The sequence below is a fragment of the Bacteroides caecimuris genome, from assembly GCF_001688725.2.
Lineage (GTDB): Bacteria > Bacteroidota > Bacteroidia > Bacteroidales > Bacteroidaceae > Bacteroides > Bacteroides caecimuris.
The window spans coordinates 2,755,460-2,776,301 of the sequence record NZ_CP015401.2 but is presented as its reverse complement, the minus strand read 5'-3'; the positions used below and the strand labels follow the sequence as shown (position 1 = coordinate 2,776,301).

Genomic DNA, 20,842 nt, shown 5'->3' with positions numbered 1-20,842 from the left:
TTTTAGACAGCCTCTTTTTTGTTTTATTATTATGCCAGTTTAGAAAGAATACTGTACCAGCATATTCAATCGGTTGGCATGACTTGTTGAAGAATCGTAATTGCTTCTCCATCCTCTCAAATATTCAACGCCTACTTGCAGATTGCTGCTTACATTCCAAAAAGCGTTAGCAGCAAGATATTGACCTTTGCGGTAAGATTCCGGGTTTTCGCATGAATATCCGTTTTCAGAATAAAGTCTGGATAAACTATAAGTGCCGGATACAAAGAATTTCGGGCAAATATTGTATTGGAGTCCCGCATACCATCCCATCATTGGCAGAACCTGCATTTTTCCTTCGTCATCAGGATCGGGAACGATATCCACGTTCAGATTGCTTAAATCATTCAGATAAGAACCGATACCTTTTCCATAATTGAACTGTCCGTAAGCTTGCAACTTTTTTGTGATATTGAAAGTTGTAGATGCTTGTAGACCGAATCCGGTGGTAGAATATGCTTTATCGTATATATTGCTTGAATAAGTCATGCTGCGAACGATGGCTCCCAATTTGATGTGACTATTGCTATTCCAGTTGAATTGTGCAGAAGCTGCAAAGTCCGGCATCCGTTGGGTGTTGACAGAAACATTGCTATTTGTTGTGCCGTCTACTGAAGGCATTTCTATAGCTGCACCGAACTTCCAGTTTTTCAACTTATCGTACATATAACTTAATTGCGTAGTGCGGTAAAAGGTAGAACCGTTAGGACCTGCAAAGTCGATAGTAGGAGGTAGGGCTGAAAGATCCATGAATGAGCCATAGCTATATCCGATAGTGAAACCCAAAAACTGTGCATACGCATTTTGCAGTTCAAAGGTTTTTCCGTCACCGCGGAAGTTACCGGCAGTGTAAACTACGAAGTCTCCCAAATGTTTGGTACGTCCTACCAATTTGAGGAACAGGGTGGAAGTGGGGAGTGTTGGGATCGTGAAAACGCATCTGTTGGCGGTTGTTCATAATCTGTATGATTTCATCGCCTGCTTTGTCTCGTGAGACAAACATGATCGAATTAGGTTCCTCATTTTCGATAATTACCTTCTTTTGTGCCTGGGCACAGATGGGGAAAATTCCTATCCCCAATAGCATAGCTACCATCTTAATGCTTGTTTTCATTATAAGTTAAGTTTTAGGTGAATGCCCAAAGAACAACTTACAAAAGAAATGGTTGAGAGCTCCGAAGGAAAAATAGCCAAACTTATCGGAAGAATTGCTATTTATATTTGTTCTAAAAAAGCGGATCTTTGTATTATAGTAATTAGATAAAAGAAATACCGTGATGGGAAAAGTAGAATTTACTCAAGGAATATTAGATATACAATCAGCGTTTACAACGCTTTGCGTATAAATTGACGGCAGATCGTGATTCTGCCAAAGATTTGGTTCAGGATTGTGTATTACAGGCATTGGATAATCATCAGAAGTTTGCATATAGTAAGAACCTCAAAGGATGGATGTACACACTTATGCGCAATATTTTTGTGAATAACTATCGTCGTACAGTTCGTGAAATGAATATCATAGATGATACCTATTCTATCCATCAGCAGCACATGATTGAAGATGAAGATGGTGACAAGTTTGAATTGGCTTATGATATGAAGCAACTGTATCGTGTATTACATTCTTAAGATGGATAGATGAGCCTTCCAGCCATAGACGACAACTGGCTGGAAGGTTCATGTTTTACTGTTAATCCAGCATTTCTTGTACTCTGTGTTTAGCTTTTTGAGCAGTCTCTTGTACGGTATGGGCTGCTTCTGTAGCTTTTTCTTTCACAGTGTTAGTCGCTTCTGTTGCTTTTTCCTGAGCAACATGTGCGGCATGCTGTACTTTCTTTTTCAAACTTTCACCCGAATGTGAACTTGCTTCGGCACCTCTTTCTTTAGCCTCTTCAGCTCTTTGTTCAGCAAGCCGGGCATTTGCTTTTGCCTGCATTGCTGCTTCTTTTACGTCTTTTTTAAATTGATGTTCCATGATTTGGTCTTTTAGTTAAACATGGATTTTAAACACATGACTACCTGAAAAGGATTCTTCAATTAGAGAATTTTCATTCTTTTTTGTTCATCCACATATTTGTTAGGTAACTATATAGTATAGGTCAATTTAAAGCATATATCGAATTTTTTTTGTTTTTCATTGTTTTTCCTATACCTTTGCAGCGCAAAAGAATAAAAGACGTATGATGCCGTGGATAGCGGTCGTGTATTCTAGAACACCACGTAAAAAACAGGAATTATGAAAGAAAAAGTATCTGTACCCTTTATGCTGCTGGGTATTCTTTTTAATGTTTGCCTCATTGCAGCCAATCTTCTTGAAACGAAAGTAATCCAGATCGGTAGTTTGACCGTGACAGCCGGATTATTGGTTTTTCCTATTTCTTATATTATAAATGACTGTATCGCCGAGGTTTGGGGATTCAAGAAAGCGCGCCTTATCATTTGGAGTGGTTTTGCCATGAACTTTTTTGTGGTCGCTCTTGGGTTGATAGCTGTTGCCATTCCTGCTGCTCCTTTTTGGGAAGGCGAGGAGCATTTTGATTTTGTGTTTGGTATGGCTCCCCGTATTGTGGCTGCCAGTCTGATGGCCTTTTTGGTAGGTTCGTTTCTTAATGCGTATGTGATGAGTAAAATGAAAGTAGCCAGTCAGGGACGTAACTTTTCAGCCCGTGCTATTTGGTCGACTGTAGTGGGGGAGACTGCCGATTCGTTGATTTTCTTCCCGGTAGCTTTTGGAGGTACCATTGCCTGGAAAGAACTGCTTATCATGATGGGGATTCAGATTCTATTGAAATCCTTGTATGAAGTGATGATCCTTCCGGTAACGATCCGTGTGGTGAAAGCAATCAAGAAAATAGACGGTAGCGATGTTTACGACACCAATATCTCTTATAATGTGTTGAAAATCAAAGATATTTAATATAGGATATGAATAGAGAAACAGCATTGGTTGTGTTTAGTGGCGGACAGGATTCTACCACTTGCTTGTTTTGGGCAAAACGCAATTTTAAAAAAGTATATGCCTTGAGTTTTCTGTACGGTCAGAAGCATCAGAAAGAAGTGGAACTTGCGCGGGAGATAGCCCGGAAAGCGGAAGTGGAATTTGATGTGATGGATGTTTCCTTCATCGGACAGTTAGGGCATAATTCATTGACCGATACCACCATGATGATGGATCAGGAAAAGCCGGCAGATAGTGTTCCCAATACATTTGTTCCGGGACGCAACCTGTTCTTTTTGAGTATTGCGGCTGTATATGCCCGTGAACGTGGTATTAATCATTTGGTAACGGGAGTTTCCCAAACGGATTTCAGCGGTTATCCCGATTGTAGGGATGCGTTTATCAAGTCTCTCAATGTGACTCTCAATCTGGCTATGGATGAACAGTTTGTGATTCATACTCCTTTGATGTGGATTGATAAAGCAGAAACATGGGCGCTGGCCGACAAATTGGGAGTGATGGAACTGATTCGCACCGAGACTTTGACATGCTATAATGGTGTTCAAGGAGATGGCTGCGGACATTGCCCGGCTTGTACGTTACGCCGGGAAGGATTGGAGAAGTATTTAAAAAGTAAGAATCAATAATATCTCTACATAGAGATTAAAATGCATTTTTTGCTGTCATCTGTCACATTGTTGTTGTTAAACGGTTGATTATAAAATAAATACTTTGTGACAGCAAGTGGTGACAGCAACAAAACTTGATATTTTGCTGTCACATCTATTGTCACCAGTAAGTTTCAATTCATAGAAGATTATAGCTTCTGCCTGGGAATATATTGGCTTAGTTTAGTTTCAGCAGCTTGAAACTAAAGTTCCAACGGTAGGAAACTAGAGTTTCAACAGTAGGAAACTAAAGTTTCTGTTACTTGAAACTATTAGTTCCAAGGCATGAAACACTTGGTTTCTCGGTGTGAAACACTTTGTTTCAGGCAATGAAACAAACTGTAACAAGTAAGCTGCGGATAAAGCAACCGTGGGTTAAGAGTTGGTGATGATAGGTGATAGATTTGGTGATAGGTTGTGAAATGAGTCTTTCACCACTGAAACGTCGATGAATAGGGCGTTTGAGACTAGCGGTGAAAGGTGAAAGAGGAAATGTGTTTTTTTATCTAGGATAGAGACTATAGGTAACGAGTACAATGACAGAATTAAAAGACCAACTTTCCTTATTAGGAAGAAAGACCGAGTATAAGCAAGATTATGCTCCTGAAGTATTGGAAGCTTTTGATAATAAGCATCCTGAAAATGACTATTGGGTACGTTTTAACTGCCCGGAATTCACAAGTCTGTGTCCTATCACAGGGCAACCGGATTTTGCTGAAATACGTATCAGCTACATTCCTGATATAAAAATGGTAGAAAGCAAAAGTTTGAAACTATACCTTTTCAGTTTCCGCAGTCATGGTGCTTTTCATGAGGATTGCGTAAATATCATTATGAAGGATCTTATAACACTGATGAATCCCAAATATATTGAAGTAACAGGTATCTTTACTCCTCGTGGCGGTATTTCTATCTATCCATACGCCAATTACGGTCGTCCGGGAACAAAATTCGAGCAGATGGCGGAACATCGCTTGATGAATCGGGAATAAATGAATCGGGAGTAATAGTAAGGATATAAAAACTCATTAGCTAAAAATATCGAATATAGCTCATCATGTATGTGGAAAGAGGGGATCTGAAACTATGGATACCCAATCGGATTATTTCAGAGGCTGTCTAAAAAGTCGGTTCTATCCTCATTCTCCTCCTTCCCGAAAGAGGGGAGTTAGAGTTACTGACGACTTTTTAGACAGCCTCCTTTTAACACTATATTGAGTATGCTTTATTCATGATGATACGGTCCTCCATTCAATATCGTCATTGCCCGATAAATCTGCTCCACGAATATCAGCCGAATCATTTGATGAGAAAAAGTCATCTTCGACATTGAAATCTTTTCGTGTGCTGCCTGATACACTTTTTCTGAAAAACCATAAGGACCTCCGATAATAAAAACGAGCCGTTTATTCACCGTATTCATTTTCCGTTTCATATATTCGGCAAACTCAAGAGAGCGCATTTCTTTTCCGTGTTCATCGAGCAGCACCACGACGTCACCCGGTTGAAGAGCTTTCAGTATCAGTTCTCCTTCCTTTTCTTTCTGCACTTCCATTGAAAGACTCTTGGTGTTTTTCAGTTCGGGAATCACTTCCATATCAAAAGTGATATAGCGTTTGGTACGCTGGATATAGTCGTTGATGGCAGTGATATAGTGTTGTTCTACGGTTCGTCCTACGACGAGCAGGGTTGTTTTCATACATCTACAATTCTGATTATTGCACAAAAATAGGTATTTTTTATGTTATTCTGCAATAAATGCTTACCTTTGCCTATCATTAGTTGAAAGTTTAAGCCTTTAAACTTCAACTTAAAAGCTTGTAATTATGACAAAACGAGTGCTCGTAGGAATGACCGCATTGCTTCTTTCCCTCTCGTTGCTAATGGCGCAAGAGATACCGGCAGGAGTGATTACGGCATTTAAAAGAGGAAGCTCGCAAGAGCTAAGTAAGTATATGGGAGACAAGGTAAACCTGGTGCTCCAAGGTCGCTCGATAAACGTTGACAAACAGAAAGCAACAGCTGTGATGCAAGAATTCTTTACGGAGAATAAAGTCAGCGGATTTAATGTGAACCATCAGGGAAAACGGGACGAATCAAGTTTCGTTATCGGCACGTTGGCTACTGTTAATGGGAACTTTCGTGTGAACTGCTTCCTGAAGAAAGTGCGGAATCAATATTTAATACATCAAATAAGAATTGACAAAATCAATGAATAAGGAAAAAGAACTGATCGACAAGTTGATCGATCTTGCTTTTGCAGAAGATATAGGTGATGGCGATCATACCACCCTTTCATGTATTCCTGCTACGGCAATGGGAAAATCAAAATTGCTTATCAAAGAAGCCGGTGTGCTGGCAGGTATCGAAGTTGCCAAAGAAATCTTCAACCGCTTCGACCCCACTATGAAAGTGGAAGTGTTTATCAACGACGGAACAGAAGTGAAACCGGGCGACGTAGCAATGGTAGTGGAAGGAAAAGTGCAATCTTTGCTTCAGACCGAACGCCTGATGCTGAACGTGATGCAGCGTATGAGCGGCATCGCAACCATGACCCGCAAATACGCAAAGGTATTGGAAGGAACAAATACCCGTGTGCTCGACACCCGTAAGACAACTCCCGGTATGCGCATCCTCGAAAAAATGGCAGTGAAAATCGGTGGTGGAGTAAACCATCGTATTGGTTTGTTCGACATGATTCTTCTGAAAGACAACCACGTAGACTTTGCCGGAGGTATCGACAAAGCGATCACTCGCGCCAAAGAATATTGCAAAGAAAAAGGCAAAGACCTGAAAATAGAAATAGAAGTCCGCAGCTTCGACGAACTGCAACAAGTCCTTGACCTCGGCGGAGTGGATCGTATCATGTTTGATAACTTCACCCCCGAAATGACTAAGAAAGCAGTGGAGATGGTAGCAGGCAAATACGAAACCGAATCGTCGGGCGGCATTACCTTTGATACCCTACGTGACTATGCCGAATGTGGCGTAGACTTCATCTCGGTAGGGGCTTTGACTCATTCAGTGAAAGGATTGGATATGAGTTTCAAAGCGTGCTGATTTTCTTTCACCACAGAGGACGCAGAGGTTTTAAACTTACTTTATAGGAAGAATTTCCTATCATTGTTCCTCTGTGTCCTCTGCGTCCTCTGTGGTGAATTCTCTTCTGTTCTTTAACTTCTTTTAGCAATATTCCTTGCAGTATTCCTCAAACTCTTGCGTCTAATGAGTAAAACGACGCAGACATACGTTCGATTTTAAAAAAAAGTAATTGACTTTGGAAAACGAGATAGAACTGGTAAAGGGCTGTCGGGCAGGAAAGGATTCAGCCCGAAAGGAACTTTACACCCTCTATTCCAAACAGATGCTGGCGGTATGTTTCCGCTATACGGGCGATATGGATGCGGCGCACGATGTACTGCATGACGGTTTCATCAAGATTTTTACCAACTTCTCGTTCCGTGGCGAGTCTTCGCTCTGTACATGGATCACCCGGGTGATGGTTACTCAATCGCTCGATTTCCTGCGGCGGGAGAAACGAGTCAGCCAGTTGGTAGTGCATGAAGAGCAGCTTCCCGATATACCGGATATATCGGATTCGGGAGGAGGGGCTGGAATCTCCGAAGAGCAATTGATGGCTTTTATTGCCGAATTGCCGGATGGTTGCCGAACCGTTTTCAACCTTTATGTGTTTGAAGAGAAATCGCACAAGGAGATAGCCAAGATGCTTCACATTAAGGAACATTCGTCTACTTCGCAGTTGCACCGGGCCAAGTATTTGTTAGCAAAAAGAATTAAAGAGTATAGGACTCATGAAGAAAGAAAATGATGAAATAACCGATCTGTTTCGTACGCGTCTCGCTGATTCCGGGATGAGTGTACGGGATGGCTTTTGGGAAGAACTCTCGCAGGAAATACCTGTGGCTTGCCAGCATCGTCGTCGGATTCTGCTCTTCCGTGTGGCGGCTGCGGCGTCTGTATTGCTCGTTTTGGCGGCCTCGTCGGCTACTTTCTTGTATTTCTCTCCCAAAGAAGAAATGGAAGAAGCATTTACAAAGATAGCCGTGACAAATGGAGGACAGATGGATGGAGATGGAATACGCGTCAATCAGTTACCGTTGCCGGTACAACCGGTGTTGCCGAAACCGGTTCCAAAGTCTTACGGTATGCTGTCACAATACACAGAGGAAGAAGATTCGCTTTCTATCACTTTCTCCATGTCGTTTTCTTTTTCTGCCACCACTTCTACAGGAAATGGCAACCGATATGGTAATCAAGGGAAAAACGGCTTTTGGCAGGCAACAAACGGTGATACGGAATCATCTGTTGCTCCGGAAGAACAATCGAATGTGAATGTGGCTCAACCCAAAGCGGTGAAAAAGCATCGCTGGGCGATGAAAGTTCAGGTAGGCACGGTGCTTCCAGCTGATAATGGCACTTATAAAATGCCGGTTTCCGCAGGGGTAACGGTAGAGCGTAAACTAAACGAATCTCTCGGAATAGAAACCGGACTGCTTTATTCAAACCTTCGTTCGGCGGGGCAGCATTTGCACTATCTGGGTATCCCCGTTAAAGTAAATGTAACATTGGTAGATACGAAGAAATTTGACCTTTATGCTACCGTAGGCGGAATAGCCGATAAATGTATCGCCGGCGCGCCGGACAACAGTTTTAAAGAAGAACCTATCCAGCTGGCAGTGACTGCCGGTATTGGAATCAATTATAAGATTAATGACCGACTTGCTGTTTTTGCCGAGCCCGGAGTTTCGCATTATTTCAAAACAGATTCGAAACTGGCTACGGTACGAACGAAACGGCCGACTAATTTTAATTTACTTTGCGGACTTCGCATGACGTATTAATCCTTATGAAAATGAAAAAAACACTACTAATGCTGTGGATGGCTGTTTGCCTGATCGTATCTTTTACAGGATGCACCAGCGAAGAAATGGATTATAACAATCCGGATGTTGCCCTTTTTGTAAAACAATTGAAGTCGGGTACGTACAAGATGAAGAATGATAAAGGGGTGGTGGAGGTTCCTCACTTTACGGAAGAGGACATCCCCGAACTTTTAAAATATGCAGAAGATCTGACCATTATTCCTTCTTTTCCGTCGGTTTATAATATGAATAACGGTAAAATTCGGTTGGGCGAGTGTATGCTTTGGGTGATTGAATCTATCCGCCAAGGTACACCTCCGTCATTAGGTTGCAAAATGGTATTGGCGAATGCTGAAAATTATGAAGCAATCTATTTCCTGACTGATGAGGAGGTGCTCGATGCAGCCACTTGTTATCGTAATTGGTGGGAAGAACGCCAATATCCGAAAACAAGATGGACGATTGATCCGTGCTACGATGAGCCGCTTTGTGGGTCGGGTTATCGTTGGTGGTAACAAAGGCGGCGCCTTCGGAAAGTAAAAAATAGGAAACATTCATGTGGGAACGTTTGTTTGTATCAGTAGTCTTATGCTGCTGACAGGGGATTACTACGTTCAAAAGATCGCTTCTCGTAGGAGAATATGGGCGGTAACGTAAGGGAGAAACGTATGTGAATTCGTTATATATGAAGCGCTCCAAAATAACAGGTATTGAAAGAAGATAGAGGATGGATAGATTGAAACGGTTTATTGCAACAATGGTACTGTGCCTGACGGCTTTATTTGCATATTCGCAAGTATGGACGGCGCAAGACTCTTTGCATTTGAAGAAATTGCTGGAGAGTGACCAAGAGTTGCATTTGAATATGGATGCTGTAAAGTCGATTGATTTCGGAACTGCGGTTGGTACTCCCCGAATGTCGGAGGAGAAAAGCTGGATGATGCCTGATGAATCGCTTCCTGAAGCATTGCCTAAACCGAAAGTGGTGTTGAGCCTGATGCCATATAAAGCGAATACCCCTTATAACTGGGATCCTATTTATCAGAAGAAGATAAAGATTGATAAAAACACTTGGCGGGGAGATCCTTTCTATGAAATACGCCATCAAAGATCCTACTCGAACTGGGCACGTAATCCGATGGCGAAAGGGGTGCGTAAATCTTTGGAAGAGATACAGGCGAGTGGAGTACGTTTCCGGCAGTTGAGCGAACGTGCTAATGGAATGATGGTGAACACGGTAGTGATGGATGCACCTATTCCCTTGTTTGGTGGAAGTGGAGTATATGTCAATGGCAGAACGGTCGGCGGACTTGACCTGATGGCTGTCTTTACCAAAGAGTTTTGGAATAAGAAAGGCAGAGATAACCGCGCCCGCACATTGGAGGTTTTGAGAACTTATGGAGATTCTACAACTGTGTTGATAAATAAACCGATCGAACAGATTGCACGCTGAAGACGTTATAATGATGTGTTGATGTAACAATGTGTAATGTACATCAACATATTAACACATAGATAAATTATTAATTATGAATAGAATTACTTCCCTTCTGGGTATTCAATATCCTATTATTCAAGGTGGTATGGTGTGGTGTAGCGGTTGGCGTCTTGCTTCTGCCGTGAGCAATGCCGGCGGATTGGGATTGATCGGCGCCGGTTCTATGCATCCGGACACTTTACGTGAACATATCCGTAAATGTAATGCAGCCACAAAATTTCCCTTTGGAGTGAATATCCCTTTGATGTATCCCCAAATAGAAGAGATTATGAATATTGTAGTGGAAGAGGGAGTGAAGATTGTTTTTACCTCTGCCGGAAATCCGAAAACGTGGACCGGATGGTTGAAAGCGCGTGGAATAACAGTTGTTCATGTCGTTTCATCTTCTCGTTTTGCTGTGAAATGTGAAGAAGCCGGGGTAGATGCAGTAGTAGCTGAAGGTTTCGAAGCCGGAGGACATAATGGGAGGGAGGAAACAACGACTTTCTGTTTGATTCCTGCTGTGCGTGAGGCTACCACATTGCCTTTGATAGCCGCAGGAGGTATTGGAACAGGAGAAGGAATACTGGCTGCTATGGTGTTGGGTGCCGAAGGCGTACAAATAGGAACACGTTTTGCGCTGACTGAAGAAAGTTCAGCGAGTCCTGTATTTAAAGATTATTGTTTGAGTCTTGGTGAAGGGGATACTAAGTTGTTATTGAAAAAACTGGCTCCGACACGATTGGTAAAAAATGCTTTTCGTGAAGCGGTGGAGAAGGCTGAAGATAGTGGCGCTACTTCCGAGGAATTAAGAACTTTGCTCGGACGCGGACGTGCTAAGAAAGGTATCTTCGAAGGTGACTTGGAAGAAGGTGAACTGGAAATAGGTCAGGTCTCGGCAATAATATCCCGTCAACAGTCGGTGGCAGAGGTGATGAATGAATTGGTTGAATCTTATCGGCAAGCAGCCGGGAAAGATTATTTGTTTTCAATGTAATATAAGAATTTCTTGATAGTATACATTTTTCATTTTCAATAGCCAATTCGCCTGTATTCCTATCTTTTAGCTACTTTTCTTGAAGGAGGAATAGCTTAGTTACTTTTGAATTACCCTAAAAACAGACAAATGAATAGATTTTGTCCTTTATTGGTTTATATTTTTCCTAGCTTTTAATGCCTTTTCCTTTCCTTTGTACGGTTTTAGTATAAATGCTATAATTTTTTAGATTACTATGGTTGATGGTATTTCAGTTATTATGCCTACTTATAATCAGGCGGCTTTCATTAGACGTGCTATCTTTAGCTTACTTCAACAAACCTATTTACATTGGGAGTTGGTGATTGTAAATGATGGTAGTGTAGATGATACAGACCGATTTGTTTCTTCTTTTTTAGAAGATAAACGAATCATATATTTGAAAAACGACAAAAATGAGGGGTTAGGATATTCCTTGAATAAAGGAATTGAGAAAGCAACCTATAATTATATTGCTTATCTTCCATCAGATGATTACTATTTTAGAGACCATTTGGATGTCTTAAGAGAAGAGTTTGATAAAAATGAGGATATTGTCTTAGCATACTCTGGTGTACGATATGATGTGAAAGATTCTTTATTTAACGTTTCTGACACCGAAAGCTTAGGAATAAAAAAGGGATTTAGTATGCAATTGGTCCAAACAGCGCATAGGAAAACATTAGATCGCTGGTTAGAACGAAAAGAATGGATTACTAATGATTTATTTGCGATGTTTTGGCATAAATTAGCTGACAAAGGTTTGTTTTCAATGACTCAAAAGATAACTTGTTATTGGACAAACCATCCTTATCAAAGACATAGATTAATAGCGGAAAAATATGGTGGTGGATTAAATAAATATAGGGGATATTATCATGTACAGGATCCTATTAAGTTAAGAGTTTCTAAATATAAGTTTATTAATGAGGACAGCTTATACAGTTCCTATAGAGAAAAGATTTCTGTATGTGAGCAATCATTGAAAATTTTAATAGTAGGTGAATTGTCTTATAATCCAGAACGTATTTATGCTTTAGAGCAAGCTGGTCATAAATTGTATGGACTGTGGTTGCCAGAGCCGCAATATAGTTTTTCGACTGTTGGACATTTGCCTTTTGGGCATGTGGAAGATCTAAATATATCTCGGTGGAAAGATGAAGTGGAAAGAATAAAGCCAGATGTTATTTATGCAATGCTAAACTCAGGTGCTGTTTCATTTGCCTATAATGTTTTGAGAGAGTTTCGTCAAATTCCATTTGTTTGGCATTTTAAGGAAGGACCATTTATCTGTTTGCGAGAAGGTACATGGAATGAATTAATGTATTTATATACGTTTTCAACAGGAAAAATCTATTTGAACGAATTGACCCAATCGTGGTATAACCAGTTTATAATTGATAAAGATGGATTGTCTATGGTGTTAGATGGGGATTTGCCAAAAGTTGATTATTTCAAAAATAATTTTTCAAAAAAGCTTTCGGAAGATGATAATGCTATACATATTCTTGTTGCCGGGCGCATGATTGGCATAGAGGATGAGGGGTTGGCTTTGTTGGCAGACAATAATATTCATGTTCATTCATATACTGAAAATTATTATGAATCTCGTTTTAGCGCTGAACAAAAATGGATGCGTATTGCACCAAATCATTTTCATGTTCATGCTCACGTGAGTGCTGATAATTGGACAAAAGAATTTTCAAAATACGATATCGGTTGTTTGCATTGTTTTAATAGCTATAATAATAATGATATACTTAAAGTTGGTTGGGATGATTTGAATATACCGGCCAGAATTAGCACTTATGCTGCTGCTGGATTGCCAGTTATGATGAAAAATAACTCTAATGCTTTAGTCGCAATTCAAGATTGTGTAAACAAATTGGATATTGGTGTCCTATTTGATAATTATGAAGAGTTGGTAACTAAATTAAAAGATGCAGAAATGCTCTCTCGCTTACGTGTTAATATGTTGAGACATAGAATGGAATTCTCATTCGACTATCATGTTCCTCAGCTTATAGAGTTCTTTAGAAAAGTAATAGCATACAAAAAGAATCAATAATTATGATAGAAAAAAGAATATTACTTCAAATTTCCAATACAATTATTGCAAATCTGAATAATGCGGACGGTATTGGCTTTTTATATGGTAAAATAGGATTGGCGTTATTTATGTATAGATATTCTAGATTTGTAAATAACCAGTTTTATGAAAATATCGCAGATGAAATAATTGATGATATTTATAATAAAATGAATGATGCAATTCCAAGAAATTATGAACGTGGATTAGCTGGAATAGGTTGTGCAATGTGCCGAATTATAAAGGAAAAGTACGTAGAAGGCGATCCCTCAGAAATTTTAGACGTTTTAGACGAGCAGTTGTTATGTGATGTAAAAGAAACGCTAATGGAGGATATGAATGCTGATTATCCCATCTATTCTTCAGGTTTATATTTATTAGATCGTTTGTCTGTAGAAGATGTTGTTAATTCTCAGAAGGAGCAATGGATTTTTAAGGTTATAGATGCAGTTGAGGCGATTGATTTGGGACAAATAAAAGATAACTCGTCAAGGATTTTATTAATAAGCTCAATTCTTTTCGTTTTGTTAAAGTTATCTGATTTTGTTGCTGATAAGTGTCGATTTTATCCTTTATATGATTATCTTCTGGAATGTGCGCTACAGTCAATTAATAGAAATAGAGATGTAAATATTGTTTTGTTGAAGAAAGTTGTTTCATTATTGCCGGAAGATAGAATTACTAAAGAGCTACTGGTAAAAGTCAAAAGCATAAATTTTCATATGGATGTAATGAATGAGAGTTTAATGTTTGAATCGGAATTAAATTGGTATTGGCTATTTAATATGCCGTTATCATTATCTCCGTTAGTTACTAAACTTGATGTATTGGTAGATAAACTCCTTTTAGATATTGATTTTGATTTATATATGATGAATAGTAAATTAGCCAAAATTGGTACATGGGTTATGAAAATGTAATGGCTATTTTTTTATTAACTAATTTATTTGGCTTTATCAAATGAAAAATACTATATTTACACAATTTCTTACTGCTCTGAAAGTAAAACATACCGCAGCTTTTTCAGATAAATTATATAGAACCCATCCTTATCGTGATTCTTTGTATGGACTTTCTCATATGTTAAAAACTTATGGCGTTTATAATGAAGGAGTACGTTCTGTTGATAAAAATGTAAGGCAGTTTGTGCCTCCTTTTATTGCTCATGTTGGAGAAGAATTTGTCGTTGTTAAAGCTATCTCAGAAAATAATGTTACTTATGATTGGGGAAATATTGAGATAAAAAACTCTTTTGATAATTTTAAAGAGGTATGGTCTGGAGTTGCGCTTCTTGCAGAACCAGCTGTAGACTCTGTAGAACCAGATTATCAAAAACATTTGATGATAACTTTAGTGAAAAAACTTCAAACTGTTTTATTATGCATTATTCCTTCTCTTTTTCTTTTTGGAGCATGGTATGCAAATATGGAACAAATAGGAGTATATGGAACTATTTTATCTGTTATCAATTTAGTTGGCATATACATATCATATTTGTTGCTACTGAAACAAGAGAAGAGACAAAGTGATTATGCAGATAAAATTTGTTCTTTATTTCATCAACGAGATTGTAATAATATTTTGGAATTGCCAGCAGCTAAAATTGGATTTTTTAGTTGGAGTGAGATAGGATTAGGTTATTTTATTGCAAATCTATTATTGATTATTCTGTTACCCAATTATATTTCTTATCAAGCAATAATTAATGTTTTTGCTCTTCCTTATACTGTTTGGAGTGTCTGGTATCAATATAAGAAAGTTCGGCAGTGGTGCATGCTATGTTTGATAGTTCAAGTATTGTTGTGGGCTATTTTCTTAACTAATATATTGGGAGTATGTTTTAATGAATCCCCATTAAGTATTATACCATCAATTTCGATTGGTTCGTTTTATGTATTTATCGTTTTGTTGATCAATATATCAACTATGAAAATAGCTCATTCTAATAGATTGGAATTGCTTGAACAAGGATTTACTGCATTAAAGAATTCTGATGATGTATTTAAAGCTCTATTAAAATCACAACCCTATTTTGAAACACAGGATACAACGAAAATAGTATTTGGTAATCCAAAAGCGAAGTTAAAAGTAACTATATTGACTAATCCGCACTGTGAGCCTTGTGGACAGATGCATACGAGAGTAAAGAAGATGTTGGCTATTAATGCAGATAAACTTTGTGTGCAATATATCTTTTCAGCTTTTAGCGATGACTTGTTAGATAGTAATCGTTTTTTGATTGCAACATATCTAAATGGGAAATCTGGCGAAATAGATGAAATATATAAAGATTGGTATGAGAAAGGTAAATATCATTCGGATGATTTTATAGCAAAATATAATTTTAGCTTTGAAGGAGTGGAAGAGGAGTTGGAAAAACATGAACAATGGAAAAGGTATACGCATCTAGTGGCTACTCCAACAATCTTAGTTAATGGATATTTACTTCCTCCTCAATATACAATAGAAAATTTATCTTTTTTCCTAGATACAGATATTTAGAATAGTATTATTTGCTGCACGTTGCGGCTATTATTAATTTAATAATTTACAAACATGAAAAAGTTATCTAAAATGACTCTACTACATGTAGAGAAGATGTCTGATTCAGAAATGAAACAGATATTGGGAGGAAACTCCTTCGCTAGACAAACTGGCGATAATTGTTATGAAGAATATATTTCATTTGATCCTCCTCAGACAAAATGCTCTGGTACTTGTGCTCCTTATAGACATTATGATTCATCTAATGGCTCATTTGTAATGAAACCAAGAATATGCAAAAAAACAATTGGATGTGAATGTGTTATATCTGGTATAAACTAACCTTATGAAGTTTAAATGGGAAACATTTGCCTTGAAAATGTTTCCCATTATGATAAATAATTCGATGTATGAAAAATGTAATATATTTATTTCTTATAATATTATTTTCTCCTATATCTGTAAAAGGGCAGGAAATGTTATCACCCGATTCAACGATTTGTTTTATAGATTCTAAAGAAGCTGATTATCAATTTACAGCAAAGAAAATGGGAGATGGTGAGATTAATGGAACTGGTGAAGTTATATCTGTTCGTAATGCTATCATGCGTTATGGTGAAATAGCACGGAATGGTATTTGGACCTTTTGGACAATTAATAAACCGGAAGAAGCCCCTTTGCAACCTGATGAATATATAATTCATGGGACGATAAACCCTGCATATAATGGAGAACTTGCTATGTTATTCACATTCAAGTCTACCGATTGGGAGAAGATCCAGCATGTTGATACGGTAATGGTGGCGGATGGTAAATTCAGTTTTCGAGGAAAGGTGAATGATTATAATCCTTCAATATTGGCAGTAGGTAATTATCCTAAACCCACGCGTTCAGTAGAATTATTCTTGGATGCAGGAAATATACAAGTCTCTTTAGATTCATTGAGTGCGGTTGGTACGCCTTTGAATGATGCTTTAACGCAATTCCAGAGAACGACGAAGCGTTTTACCAATGATATCCTTCAGGTTAAATCAGATAGTTTGCGGCGAATGTTTGGTATGTCAAGAAGAGCAATGTATAAAGAATTTGTGAAGCAGAATATACATAATGGAATAGGACGTATGTACTGCTATGGATGGAATTATTCATTGCCCGATTTTGAAGAATTATATGGGTTAGCTGATGATACCCTGAAAAATACTCCATGGATGCTTGCTGTAGTAGAGGAACATAAAAGAGATCAAGAACGTATGAATAAGCTTTCCCAAATGTCAGGAGAAACATTTAAAAATCATATATTCGAGACGCTTTCTAAGAAACGCAAAGAACTGAAAAACTATGTTGGCAAGTCCAAATTATTGGTTGTTGATGTATGGGCGTCATGGTGTGGACCTTGTAAAAGAGAAATTCCACATTTGAAAAAAGTTTATGATGATTATAAAGACAAAGGCCTTTCAATAGTCAGTGTTTCAATCGATGATTCAGATAAGAAATGGAAAGAAGCAGTGGACAAATTTGAAATGCCTTGGGAACAACTTAGGACAAGCTCGAATGAAGAGATGAAGTCTTTTATGGGAGATTATCTAATAGGAGGAATTCCTCACATGATTATAATTGATAAAGAAGGAATTATAGTCTATGCTGGTTCAGCTCTTCGTGCAGAAAAAGGACAATTGCAGAATTTGTTAAATGAAAAATTGAAATAATGCATGATGTGTAATATATTATGATTAAAGCATTTCCTTTCTATACGCAACTTGACGCAATGGATTGTGGTCCTACTTGTCTGCGGATGATCGCTCGCTATTATGGTAAATCATATTCTTTACAGTCACTTCGTTCTCGGTCATACTTGACAAGGAACGGAGTGTCTTTGCTAGGTATAAGCGATGCAGCTGAAGCTATTGGTTTTCGCACAATAGGTGCTAAAATAACATTCGAACAGTTAATTAGTGGAATCCCACTGCCTTGTATATTGCACTGGAATCAAAATCATTTTGTAGTGTGCTATAATATTAGGAAGAAAAAAAAAGAGTATTTGATTGATATAGCAGATCCTGTTGGTGATTTGATAACTTATAAAGAGCAAGAATTTAGAAAACAATGGATAACGACAGTCAGTGAGAGGGAATCTAAAGGTACTGTTTTAATATTGGAACCTAGTGCTGAGTTTTATGAAATGGAGGATGAAAATAAGAAAAACAAAAGAAGCCTTGATTTTTTCTTAAGATATTTGTCTCCATATAAGAAGGAATTATTACAGTTAACGTTAGGAATGTTAATTGGAAGTTTGCTACAATTAATTTTTCCATTTCTTACTCAATCATTAGTTGATATAGGAATTCAAGATGGAAGCCTCTCCTTTATTACTCTAATATTAATAGCACAGTTAATAGTTTTCTTATCTCAATTATCAGTCGAGTTTATTAGAAGTTGGATAATGTTACACATGAATACACGTATTAATATATCATTAATTTCTGATTTTCTGTGTAAACTTATGAAGCTTCCTTTGAGGTATTTTGATTCAAAAATGGTCGGTGATATATTGCAACGTATAGGTGATCATGGTCGTATTGAAAGCTTTCTAACAGGTTCCTCAATAGGAACCTTGTTTTCCTTTGTCAATTTCTTTGTTTTTTCCTTTGTGCTAGCCTACTATAATTTGAGTATCCTAGCTATTTTTCTGTTTGGAAATACTTTGTATGTTTGTTGGGTTCTATTGTTTTTGAAGTATCGTAGAGTATTAGATATACGCCGTTTTTCACAGTCATCAAGTGAACAAAGTAATATGATCCAGTTGGTGACTGCAATGCAGGAAATCAAATTGAATAATTGTGAGAAACAAAAAAGATGGCAATGGGAACGGATACAAGTGAAATTGTTTAAGATAAGTGTTAAGGGATTAGCTCTTGGACAAATTCAGCAAATAGGATCTGTATTCTTCTCACATACGACCAATATTATTATAACTTTTATTGCTGCGAAATCGGTTGTAGAGGGGGATCTAACTTTAGGTATGATGATGTCCCTTACATATATAATAGGGCAGCTATCTGCACCGGTAAGTTCTTTTATTAGTTTCGTTCAACAATTTCAGGATGCACAAATAAGTCTTGAACGTCTGAATGAAGTTCATGAGATAGAAGACGAAGAACATAATATTGATATGAAAATGGCTTCATTACCAGCATTTAAATATATTGAATTAAATAATTTGTCATTTAGTTATGATGGAGCAGATAGAGACTATGTACTAAATGATATCAATTTAGTAATACCTGAACATAAAGTAACAGCTATTGTTGGTGCTAGTGGGAGTGGTAAAACAACTTTGGTAAAACTAATGTTGGGATTTTATAAACCGAATAAAGGGAAGATATTAGTGGGAGGAACACCTTTAGAAAATATAAATCCACATTTATGGCGCGCAAGTGCTGGTGCAGTAATGCAAGATGGTTACATCTTTTCAGAGACAATAGCGCAAAACATAGCAGTCGGTGAAGAGCAAATAGATATAGAAAAATTGCGCCATTCTGTAATGGTTGCAAATATTAGGGAGTTTATCGACTCTTTACCTTTAGGGTACAATACTAAAATCGGAATGGAAGGAAATGGTATCAGTCAAGGGCAACGTCAACGTTTATTAATTGCCAGAGCTGTGTATAAAAATCCTGAATTCTTGTTTTTCGATGAAGCTACTAATTCTTTGGATGCAAATAATGAGAAAGAAATCATGGCGCATTTGCATGAGTTTTATAAAGGAAAAACGGTTGTGGTTGTTGCGCACCGATTAAGTACAGTGAAAGATGCAGATAATATAGTGGTATTAAATAATGGGCAGGTTGCTGAACAAGGTACTCATCATGAATTAACCAAAAGAAAAGGGTTATATTATGAATTAGTGAAAAATCAACTTGAGTTAGGTCTTTAATGAAAGAGGAAAAGAATTATAAAGATATCGAGATTCGTAGTGATGAAGTTCAAGAAGTTATGAATCGAATACCACCCTGGATTTTGAGATGGGGTACTACTGTGATATTTGGTGTTGTTAGTTTTATTATAATAGGATCCTATTGGTTTAAATATCCTGATAAAATAAATGCTCAAATCACATTGACGATGCTAAATCCACCCACATATTTGGTCACGAAAGTATCAGGAAAAGTCGATTCTCTTTTTGTAGGAAATGGAAGTGAGGTCAAAGTCGGTCAGCGTTTGGCATTAATAGAGAATGTTGCATCCTTCCAAGATATAGATTCTCTAAAAATATTATTGAACCAATGGAAAAATGAAGGATATGATTTGACTTATGGCAATCAGTTATTTAGTGAAAAGACTTTTCAATTGGGTGAAATCCAATCAACTTATGCTTCATTTGTTACTTTGTTGAAGGATTATGCGCGATTCTTGAAACAGGACTATTATAGGAAAAAGATATTAAGTGCGCAAAAACAACTCAATCTTCAAGAAGCTTATTACAGTTTAGTTAAAGATGGGTTGTCTATATCTGAAGAAGATTGTGCATTGGTTTATAAGATGTTTGCACGTGATTCCTTACTTTTTTCTCGTCAGATTGTAGTTGCTGAAGAGTTTGAGAATTCAAAACGAAATTATTTGCAAGGTTTAAGTTCAAATAAAAATTCACACATGTCTGTAGCACAAGTTGAATTGCAAATTGAAAGAGAAAAAAGTAACCTAGTTGATATACAAAAAGAATGGGTTAATGAAGATGAAACTTATCAGTTGAATCTGAAAAACAGTTTAGAGCAACTTTGGGTTCAAATTTCTTTGTGGGAACAACAATACTCATTAATCGCTCCAATAAGTGGGCGCTTATCTTATATAGGAATATGGAGTGGAAATCAATGGGTAACTCAAGGTGAGACAGCATTTGTAATTGCACCGATAGAAAATGCGGTTCCAATCGGTAAAGCTTTTATGCCAATTCAAGGTTCTGGTAAAGTAAAGGTCGGGCAGCAGGTTCACATTCGCTTAAACAATTTTCCAGATCAGGAATTTGGATATTTGAAAGGAAAGGTTAGTAACATTTCTCCTATGCCAATTGTACAGGAACAACAAAATGGATATGTTGTAGAAATAGTATTACCTGAAGGAATGAACACTAATTATGGTAAGACACTACCTGTAACGCGTGAGATGAGTGGGCAAGCGGAAATAATAACTGAAGATTTGAGGTTGATTGAACGTTTGTTGCAGCCATTAAAGAAAATATTGAAGAACTAAAG

At 37.7% G+C, this 20,842-nt stretch carries 19 protein-coding genes and 2 pseudogenes; 18 read left to right on the top strand and 3 right to left on the bottom strand.

The window, feature by feature from the left end; all coding sequences use genetic code 11:
- Window positions 1-39: 39 nt before the first annotated feature.
- Window positions 40-1,153 (bottom strand): annotated as a pseudogene (locus tag A4V03_RS12030) (porin).
- Between the two features lie 163 nt (window positions 1,154-1,316).
- Here A4V03_RS12030 and A4V03_RS12025 point away from each other — a divergent pair.
- Window positions 1,317-1,665 (top strand): annotated as a pseudogene (locus tag A4V03_RS12025) (RNA polymerase sigma factor); the annotation flags it as partial.
- Window positions 1,666-1,729: 64 nt separating this feature from the next.
- Here the strand turns inward: A4V03_RS12025 and A4V03_RS12020 are convergent.
- A complete protein-coding gene (locus A4V03_RS12020; RefSeq protein WP_065539063.1) occupies window positions 1,730-2,014 on the bottom strand; it encodes a YtxH domain-containing protein in 285 nt (94 codons plus the stop codon).
- Between the two features lie 261 nt (window positions 2,015-2,275).
- On the opposite strand from A4V03_RS12020, the gene A4V03_RS12015 reads away from it, so the two are divergent.
- The 3 genes from A4V03_RS12015 (at window position 2,276) to queF (ending at window position 4,637) form a co-directional block, all read left to right on the top strand.
- The gene (locus tag A4V03_RS12015; RefSeq protein ID WP_065539062.1) at window positions 2,276-2,956 is read left to right on the top strand and encodes a queuosine precursor transporter; all 681 of its coding nucleotides are present in this window, start codon (window positions 2,276-2,278) and stop codon (window positions 2,954-2,956) included.
- 8 nt (window positions 2,957-2,964) lie between these two features.
- Window positions 2,965-3,624, top strand: coding sequence for a 7-cyano-7-deazaguanine synthase QueC (queC, locus tag A4V03_RS12010; RefSeq protein WP_065539061.1), 660 nt, complete (start codon window positions 2,965-2,967; stop codon window positions 3,622-3,624).
- 557 nt (window positions 3,625-4,181) lie between these two features.
- Complete coding sequence (gene queF, locus A4V03_RS12005) at window positions 4,182-4,637, top strand: preQ(1) synthase (protein WP_065539060.1); 456 nt, start codon at window positions 4,182-4,184, stop codon at window positions 4,635-4,637.
- A 233-nt stretch (window positions 4,638-4,870) separates the two neighbouring features.
- Here queF and rlmH read toward each other — a convergent pair whose 3' ends face one another.
- Window positions 4,871-5,344 (bottom strand): 23S rRNA (pseudouridine(1915)-N(3))-methyltransferase RlmH, encoded by a 474-nt coding sequence (gene rlmH, locus A4V03_RS12000; RefSeq protein ID WP_004314516.1) that lies wholly within the window; start codon window positions 5,342-5,344, stop codon window positions 4,871-4,873.
- Window positions 5,345-5,471: 127 nt separating this feature from the next.
- Here rlmH and A4V03_RS11995 point away from each other — a divergent pair, with 127 nt between their 5' ends.
- The 14 genes from A4V03_RS11995 to A4V03_RS11935 all read left to right on the top strand — a co-directional run bounded on the left by A4V03_RS11995 (window position 5,472) and on the right by A4V03_RS11935 (window position 20,840).
- On the top strand, window positions 5,472-5,864 hold the full coding sequence (locus A4V03_RS11995; protein WP_065539059.1) for a DUF4783 domain-containing protein: 393 nt from the start codon (window positions 5,472-5,474) through the stop codon (window positions 5,862-5,864).
- Window positions 5,857-6,705, top strand: a complete 849-nt coding sequence (nadC, locus tag A4V03_RS11990; RefSeq protein WP_004314515.1) for a carboxylating nicotinate-nucleotide diphosphorylase — start codon at window positions 5,857-5,859, stop codon at window positions 6,703-6,705. Before A4V03_RS11995 ends, nadC begins: the two co-directional genes overlap by 8 nt.
- A gap of 217 nt (window positions 6,706-6,922) precedes the next feature.
- Entirely contained in the window at window positions 6,923-7,474 is a 552-nt protein-coding gene (locus tag A4V03_RS11985; RefSeq protein WP_065540405.1) for an RNA polymerase sigma factor, read from the top strand.
- On the top strand, window positions 7,458-8,507 hold the full coding sequence (locus A4V03_RS11980; RefSeq protein WP_065539058.1) for an outer membrane beta-barrel protein: 1,050 nt from the start codon (window positions 7,458-7,460) through the stop codon (window positions 8,505-8,507). The genes A4V03_RS11985 and A4V03_RS11980 overlap by 17 nt, the downstream gene beginning before the upstream one ends.
- A gap of 11 nt (window positions 8,508-8,518) precedes the next feature.
- Window positions 8,519-9,043 carry a DUF4943 family protein gene (locus tag A4V03_RS11975; RefSeq protein WP_065540404.1) on the top strand — a complete coding sequence of 175 codons (525 nt, stop codon included), beginning with the start codon at window positions 8,519-8,521 and terminating at the stop codon, window positions 9,041-9,043.
- A gap of 212 nt (window positions 9,044-9,255) precedes the next feature.
- Window positions 9,256-9,981, top strand: a complete 726-nt coding sequence (locus A4V03_RS11970) for a DUF4858 domain-containing protein (RefSeq protein ID WP_065539057.1) — start codon at window positions 9,256-9,258, stop codon at window positions 9,979-9,981.
- A 76-nt stretch (window positions 9,982-10,057) separates the two neighbouring features.
- Window positions 10,058-11,002, top strand: a complete 945-nt coding sequence (locus A4V03_RS11965; protein WP_065539056.1) for an NAD(P)H-dependent flavin oxidoreductase — start codon at window positions 10,058-10,060, stop codon at window positions 11,000-11,002.
- A 235-nt stretch (window positions 11,003-11,237) separates the two neighbouring features.
- Window positions 11,238-13,088: a glycosyltransferase family 2 protein gene (locus A4V03_RS11960; protein WP_065539055.1), complete on the top strand. Its 1,851-nt coding sequence runs from the start codon at window positions 11,238-11,240 to the stop codon at window positions 13,086-13,088.
- Between the two features lie 2 nt (window positions 13,089-13,090).
- Window positions 13,091-14,029, top strand: a complete 939-nt coding sequence (locus A4V03_RS11955; protein ID WP_065539054.1) for a glycoside hydrolase family protein — start codon at window positions 13,091-13,093, stop codon at window positions 14,027-14,029.
- A 40-nt stretch (window positions 14,030-14,069) separates the two neighbouring features.
- A complete protein-coding gene (locus A4V03_RS11950) occupies window positions 14,070-15,611 on the top strand; it encodes a vitamin K epoxide reductase family protein (protein ID WP_065539053.1) in 1,542 nt (513 codons plus the stop codon).
- Window positions 15,612-15,665: 54 nt separating this feature from the next.
- Window positions 15,666-15,935 carry a hypothetical protein gene (locus tag A4V03_RS20790; RefSeq protein ID WP_139147232.1) on the top strand — a complete coding sequence of 90 codons (270 nt, stop codon included), beginning with the start codon at window positions 15,666-15,668 and terminating at the stop codon, window positions 15,933-15,935.
- A gap of 68 nt (window positions 15,936-16,003) precedes the next feature.
- Window positions 16,004-17,299, top strand: coding sequence for a TlpA disulfide reductase family protein (locus A4V03_RS11945; RefSeq protein ID WP_084081146.1), 1,296 nt, complete (start codon window positions 16,004-16,006; stop codon window positions 17,297-17,299).
- 20 nt (window positions 17,300-17,319) lie between these two features.
- Window positions 17,320-19,527, top strand: a complete 2,208-nt coding sequence (locus tag A4V03_RS11940) for a peptidase domain-containing ABC transporter (RefSeq protein WP_218976239.1) — start codon at window positions 17,320-17,322, stop codon at window positions 19,525-19,527.
- Window positions 19,527-20,840, top strand: a complete 1,314-nt coding sequence (locus tag A4V03_RS11935; RefSeq protein WP_065539050.1) for an HlyD family secretion protein — start codon at window positions 19,527-19,529, stop codon at window positions 20,838-20,840. The genes A4V03_RS11940 and A4V03_RS11935 overlap by 1 nt, the downstream gene beginning before the upstream one ends.
- The last annotated feature ends 2 nt before the right edge of the window (window positions 20,841-20,842 follow it).

Bases quoted from the DNA above. Each gene is read 5' to 3' on its own strand.
- nadC (WP_004314515.1), top strand. From the start codon at position 5,857: ATGAATAAGGAAAAAGAACTGATCGACAAGTTGATCGATCTTGCTTTT.
- A4V03_RS12020 (WP_065539063.1), bottom strand. From the start codon at position 2,014: ATGGAACATCAATTTAAAAAAGACGTAAAAGAAGCAGCAATGCAGGCA.
- A4V03_RS11940 (WP_218976239.1), top strand. From the start codon at position 17,320: ATGATTAAAGCATTTCCTTTCTATACGCAACTTGACGCAATGGATTGT.
- A4V03_RS11975 (WP_065540404.1), top strand. From the start codon at position 8,519: ATGAAAAAAACACTACTAATGCTGTGGATGGCTGTTTGCCTGATCGTA.
- queF (WP_065539060.1), top strand. From the start codon at position 4,182: ATGACAGAATTAAAAGACCAACTTTCCTTATTAGGAAGAAAGACCGAG.
- A4V03_RS11970 (WP_065539057.1), top strand. From the start codon at position 9,256: ATGGATAGATTGAAACGGTTTATTGCAACAATGGTACTGTGCCTGACG.
- A4V03_RS11965 (WP_065539056.1), top strand. From the start codon at position 10,058: ATGAATAGAATTACTTCCCTTCTGGGTATTCAATATCCTATTATTCAA.
- rlmH (WP_004314516.1), bottom strand. From the start codon at position 5,344: ATGAAAACAACCCTGCTCGTCGTAGGACGAACCGTAGAACAACACTAT.
- A4V03_RS11960 (WP_065539055.1), top strand. From the start codon at position 11,238: ATGGTTGATGGTATTTCAGTTATTATGCCTACTTATAATCAGGCGGCT.
- A4V03_RS11945 (WP_084081146.1), top strand. From the start codon at position 16,004: ATGAAAAATGTAATATATTTATTTCTTATAATATTATTTTCTCCTATA.
- A4V03_RS11995 (WP_065539059.1), top strand. From the start codon at position 5,472: ATGACAAAACGAGTGCTCGTAGGAATGACCGCATTGCTTCTTTCCCTC.
- A4V03_RS11955 (WP_065539054.1), top strand. From the start codon at position 13,091: ATGATAGAAAAAAGAATATTACTTCAAATTTCCAATACAATTATTGCA.
- A4V03_RS11935 (WP_065539050.1), top strand. From the start codon at position 19,527: ATGAAAGAGGAAAAGAATTATAAAGATATCGAGATTCGTAGTGATGAA.
- A4V03_RS11950 (WP_065539053.1), top strand. From the start codon at position 14,070: ATGAAAAATACTATATTTACACAATTTCTTACTGCTCTGAAAGTAAAA.
- A4V03_RS20790 (WP_139147232.1), top strand. From the start codon at position 15,666: ATGAAAAAGTTATCTAAAATGACTCTACTACATGTAGAGAAGATGTCT.
- A4V03_RS12015 (WP_065539062.1), top strand. From the start codon at position 2,276: ATGAAAGAAAAAGTATCTGTACCCTTTATGCTGCTGGGTATTCTTTTT.
- queC (WP_065539061.1), top strand. From the start codon at position 2,965: ATGAATAGAGAAACAGCATTGGTTGTGTTTAGTGGCGGACAGGATTCT.
- A4V03_RS11980 (WP_065539058.1), top strand. From the start codon at position 7,458: ATGAAGAAAGAAAATGATGAAATAACCGATCTGTTTCGTACGCGTCTC.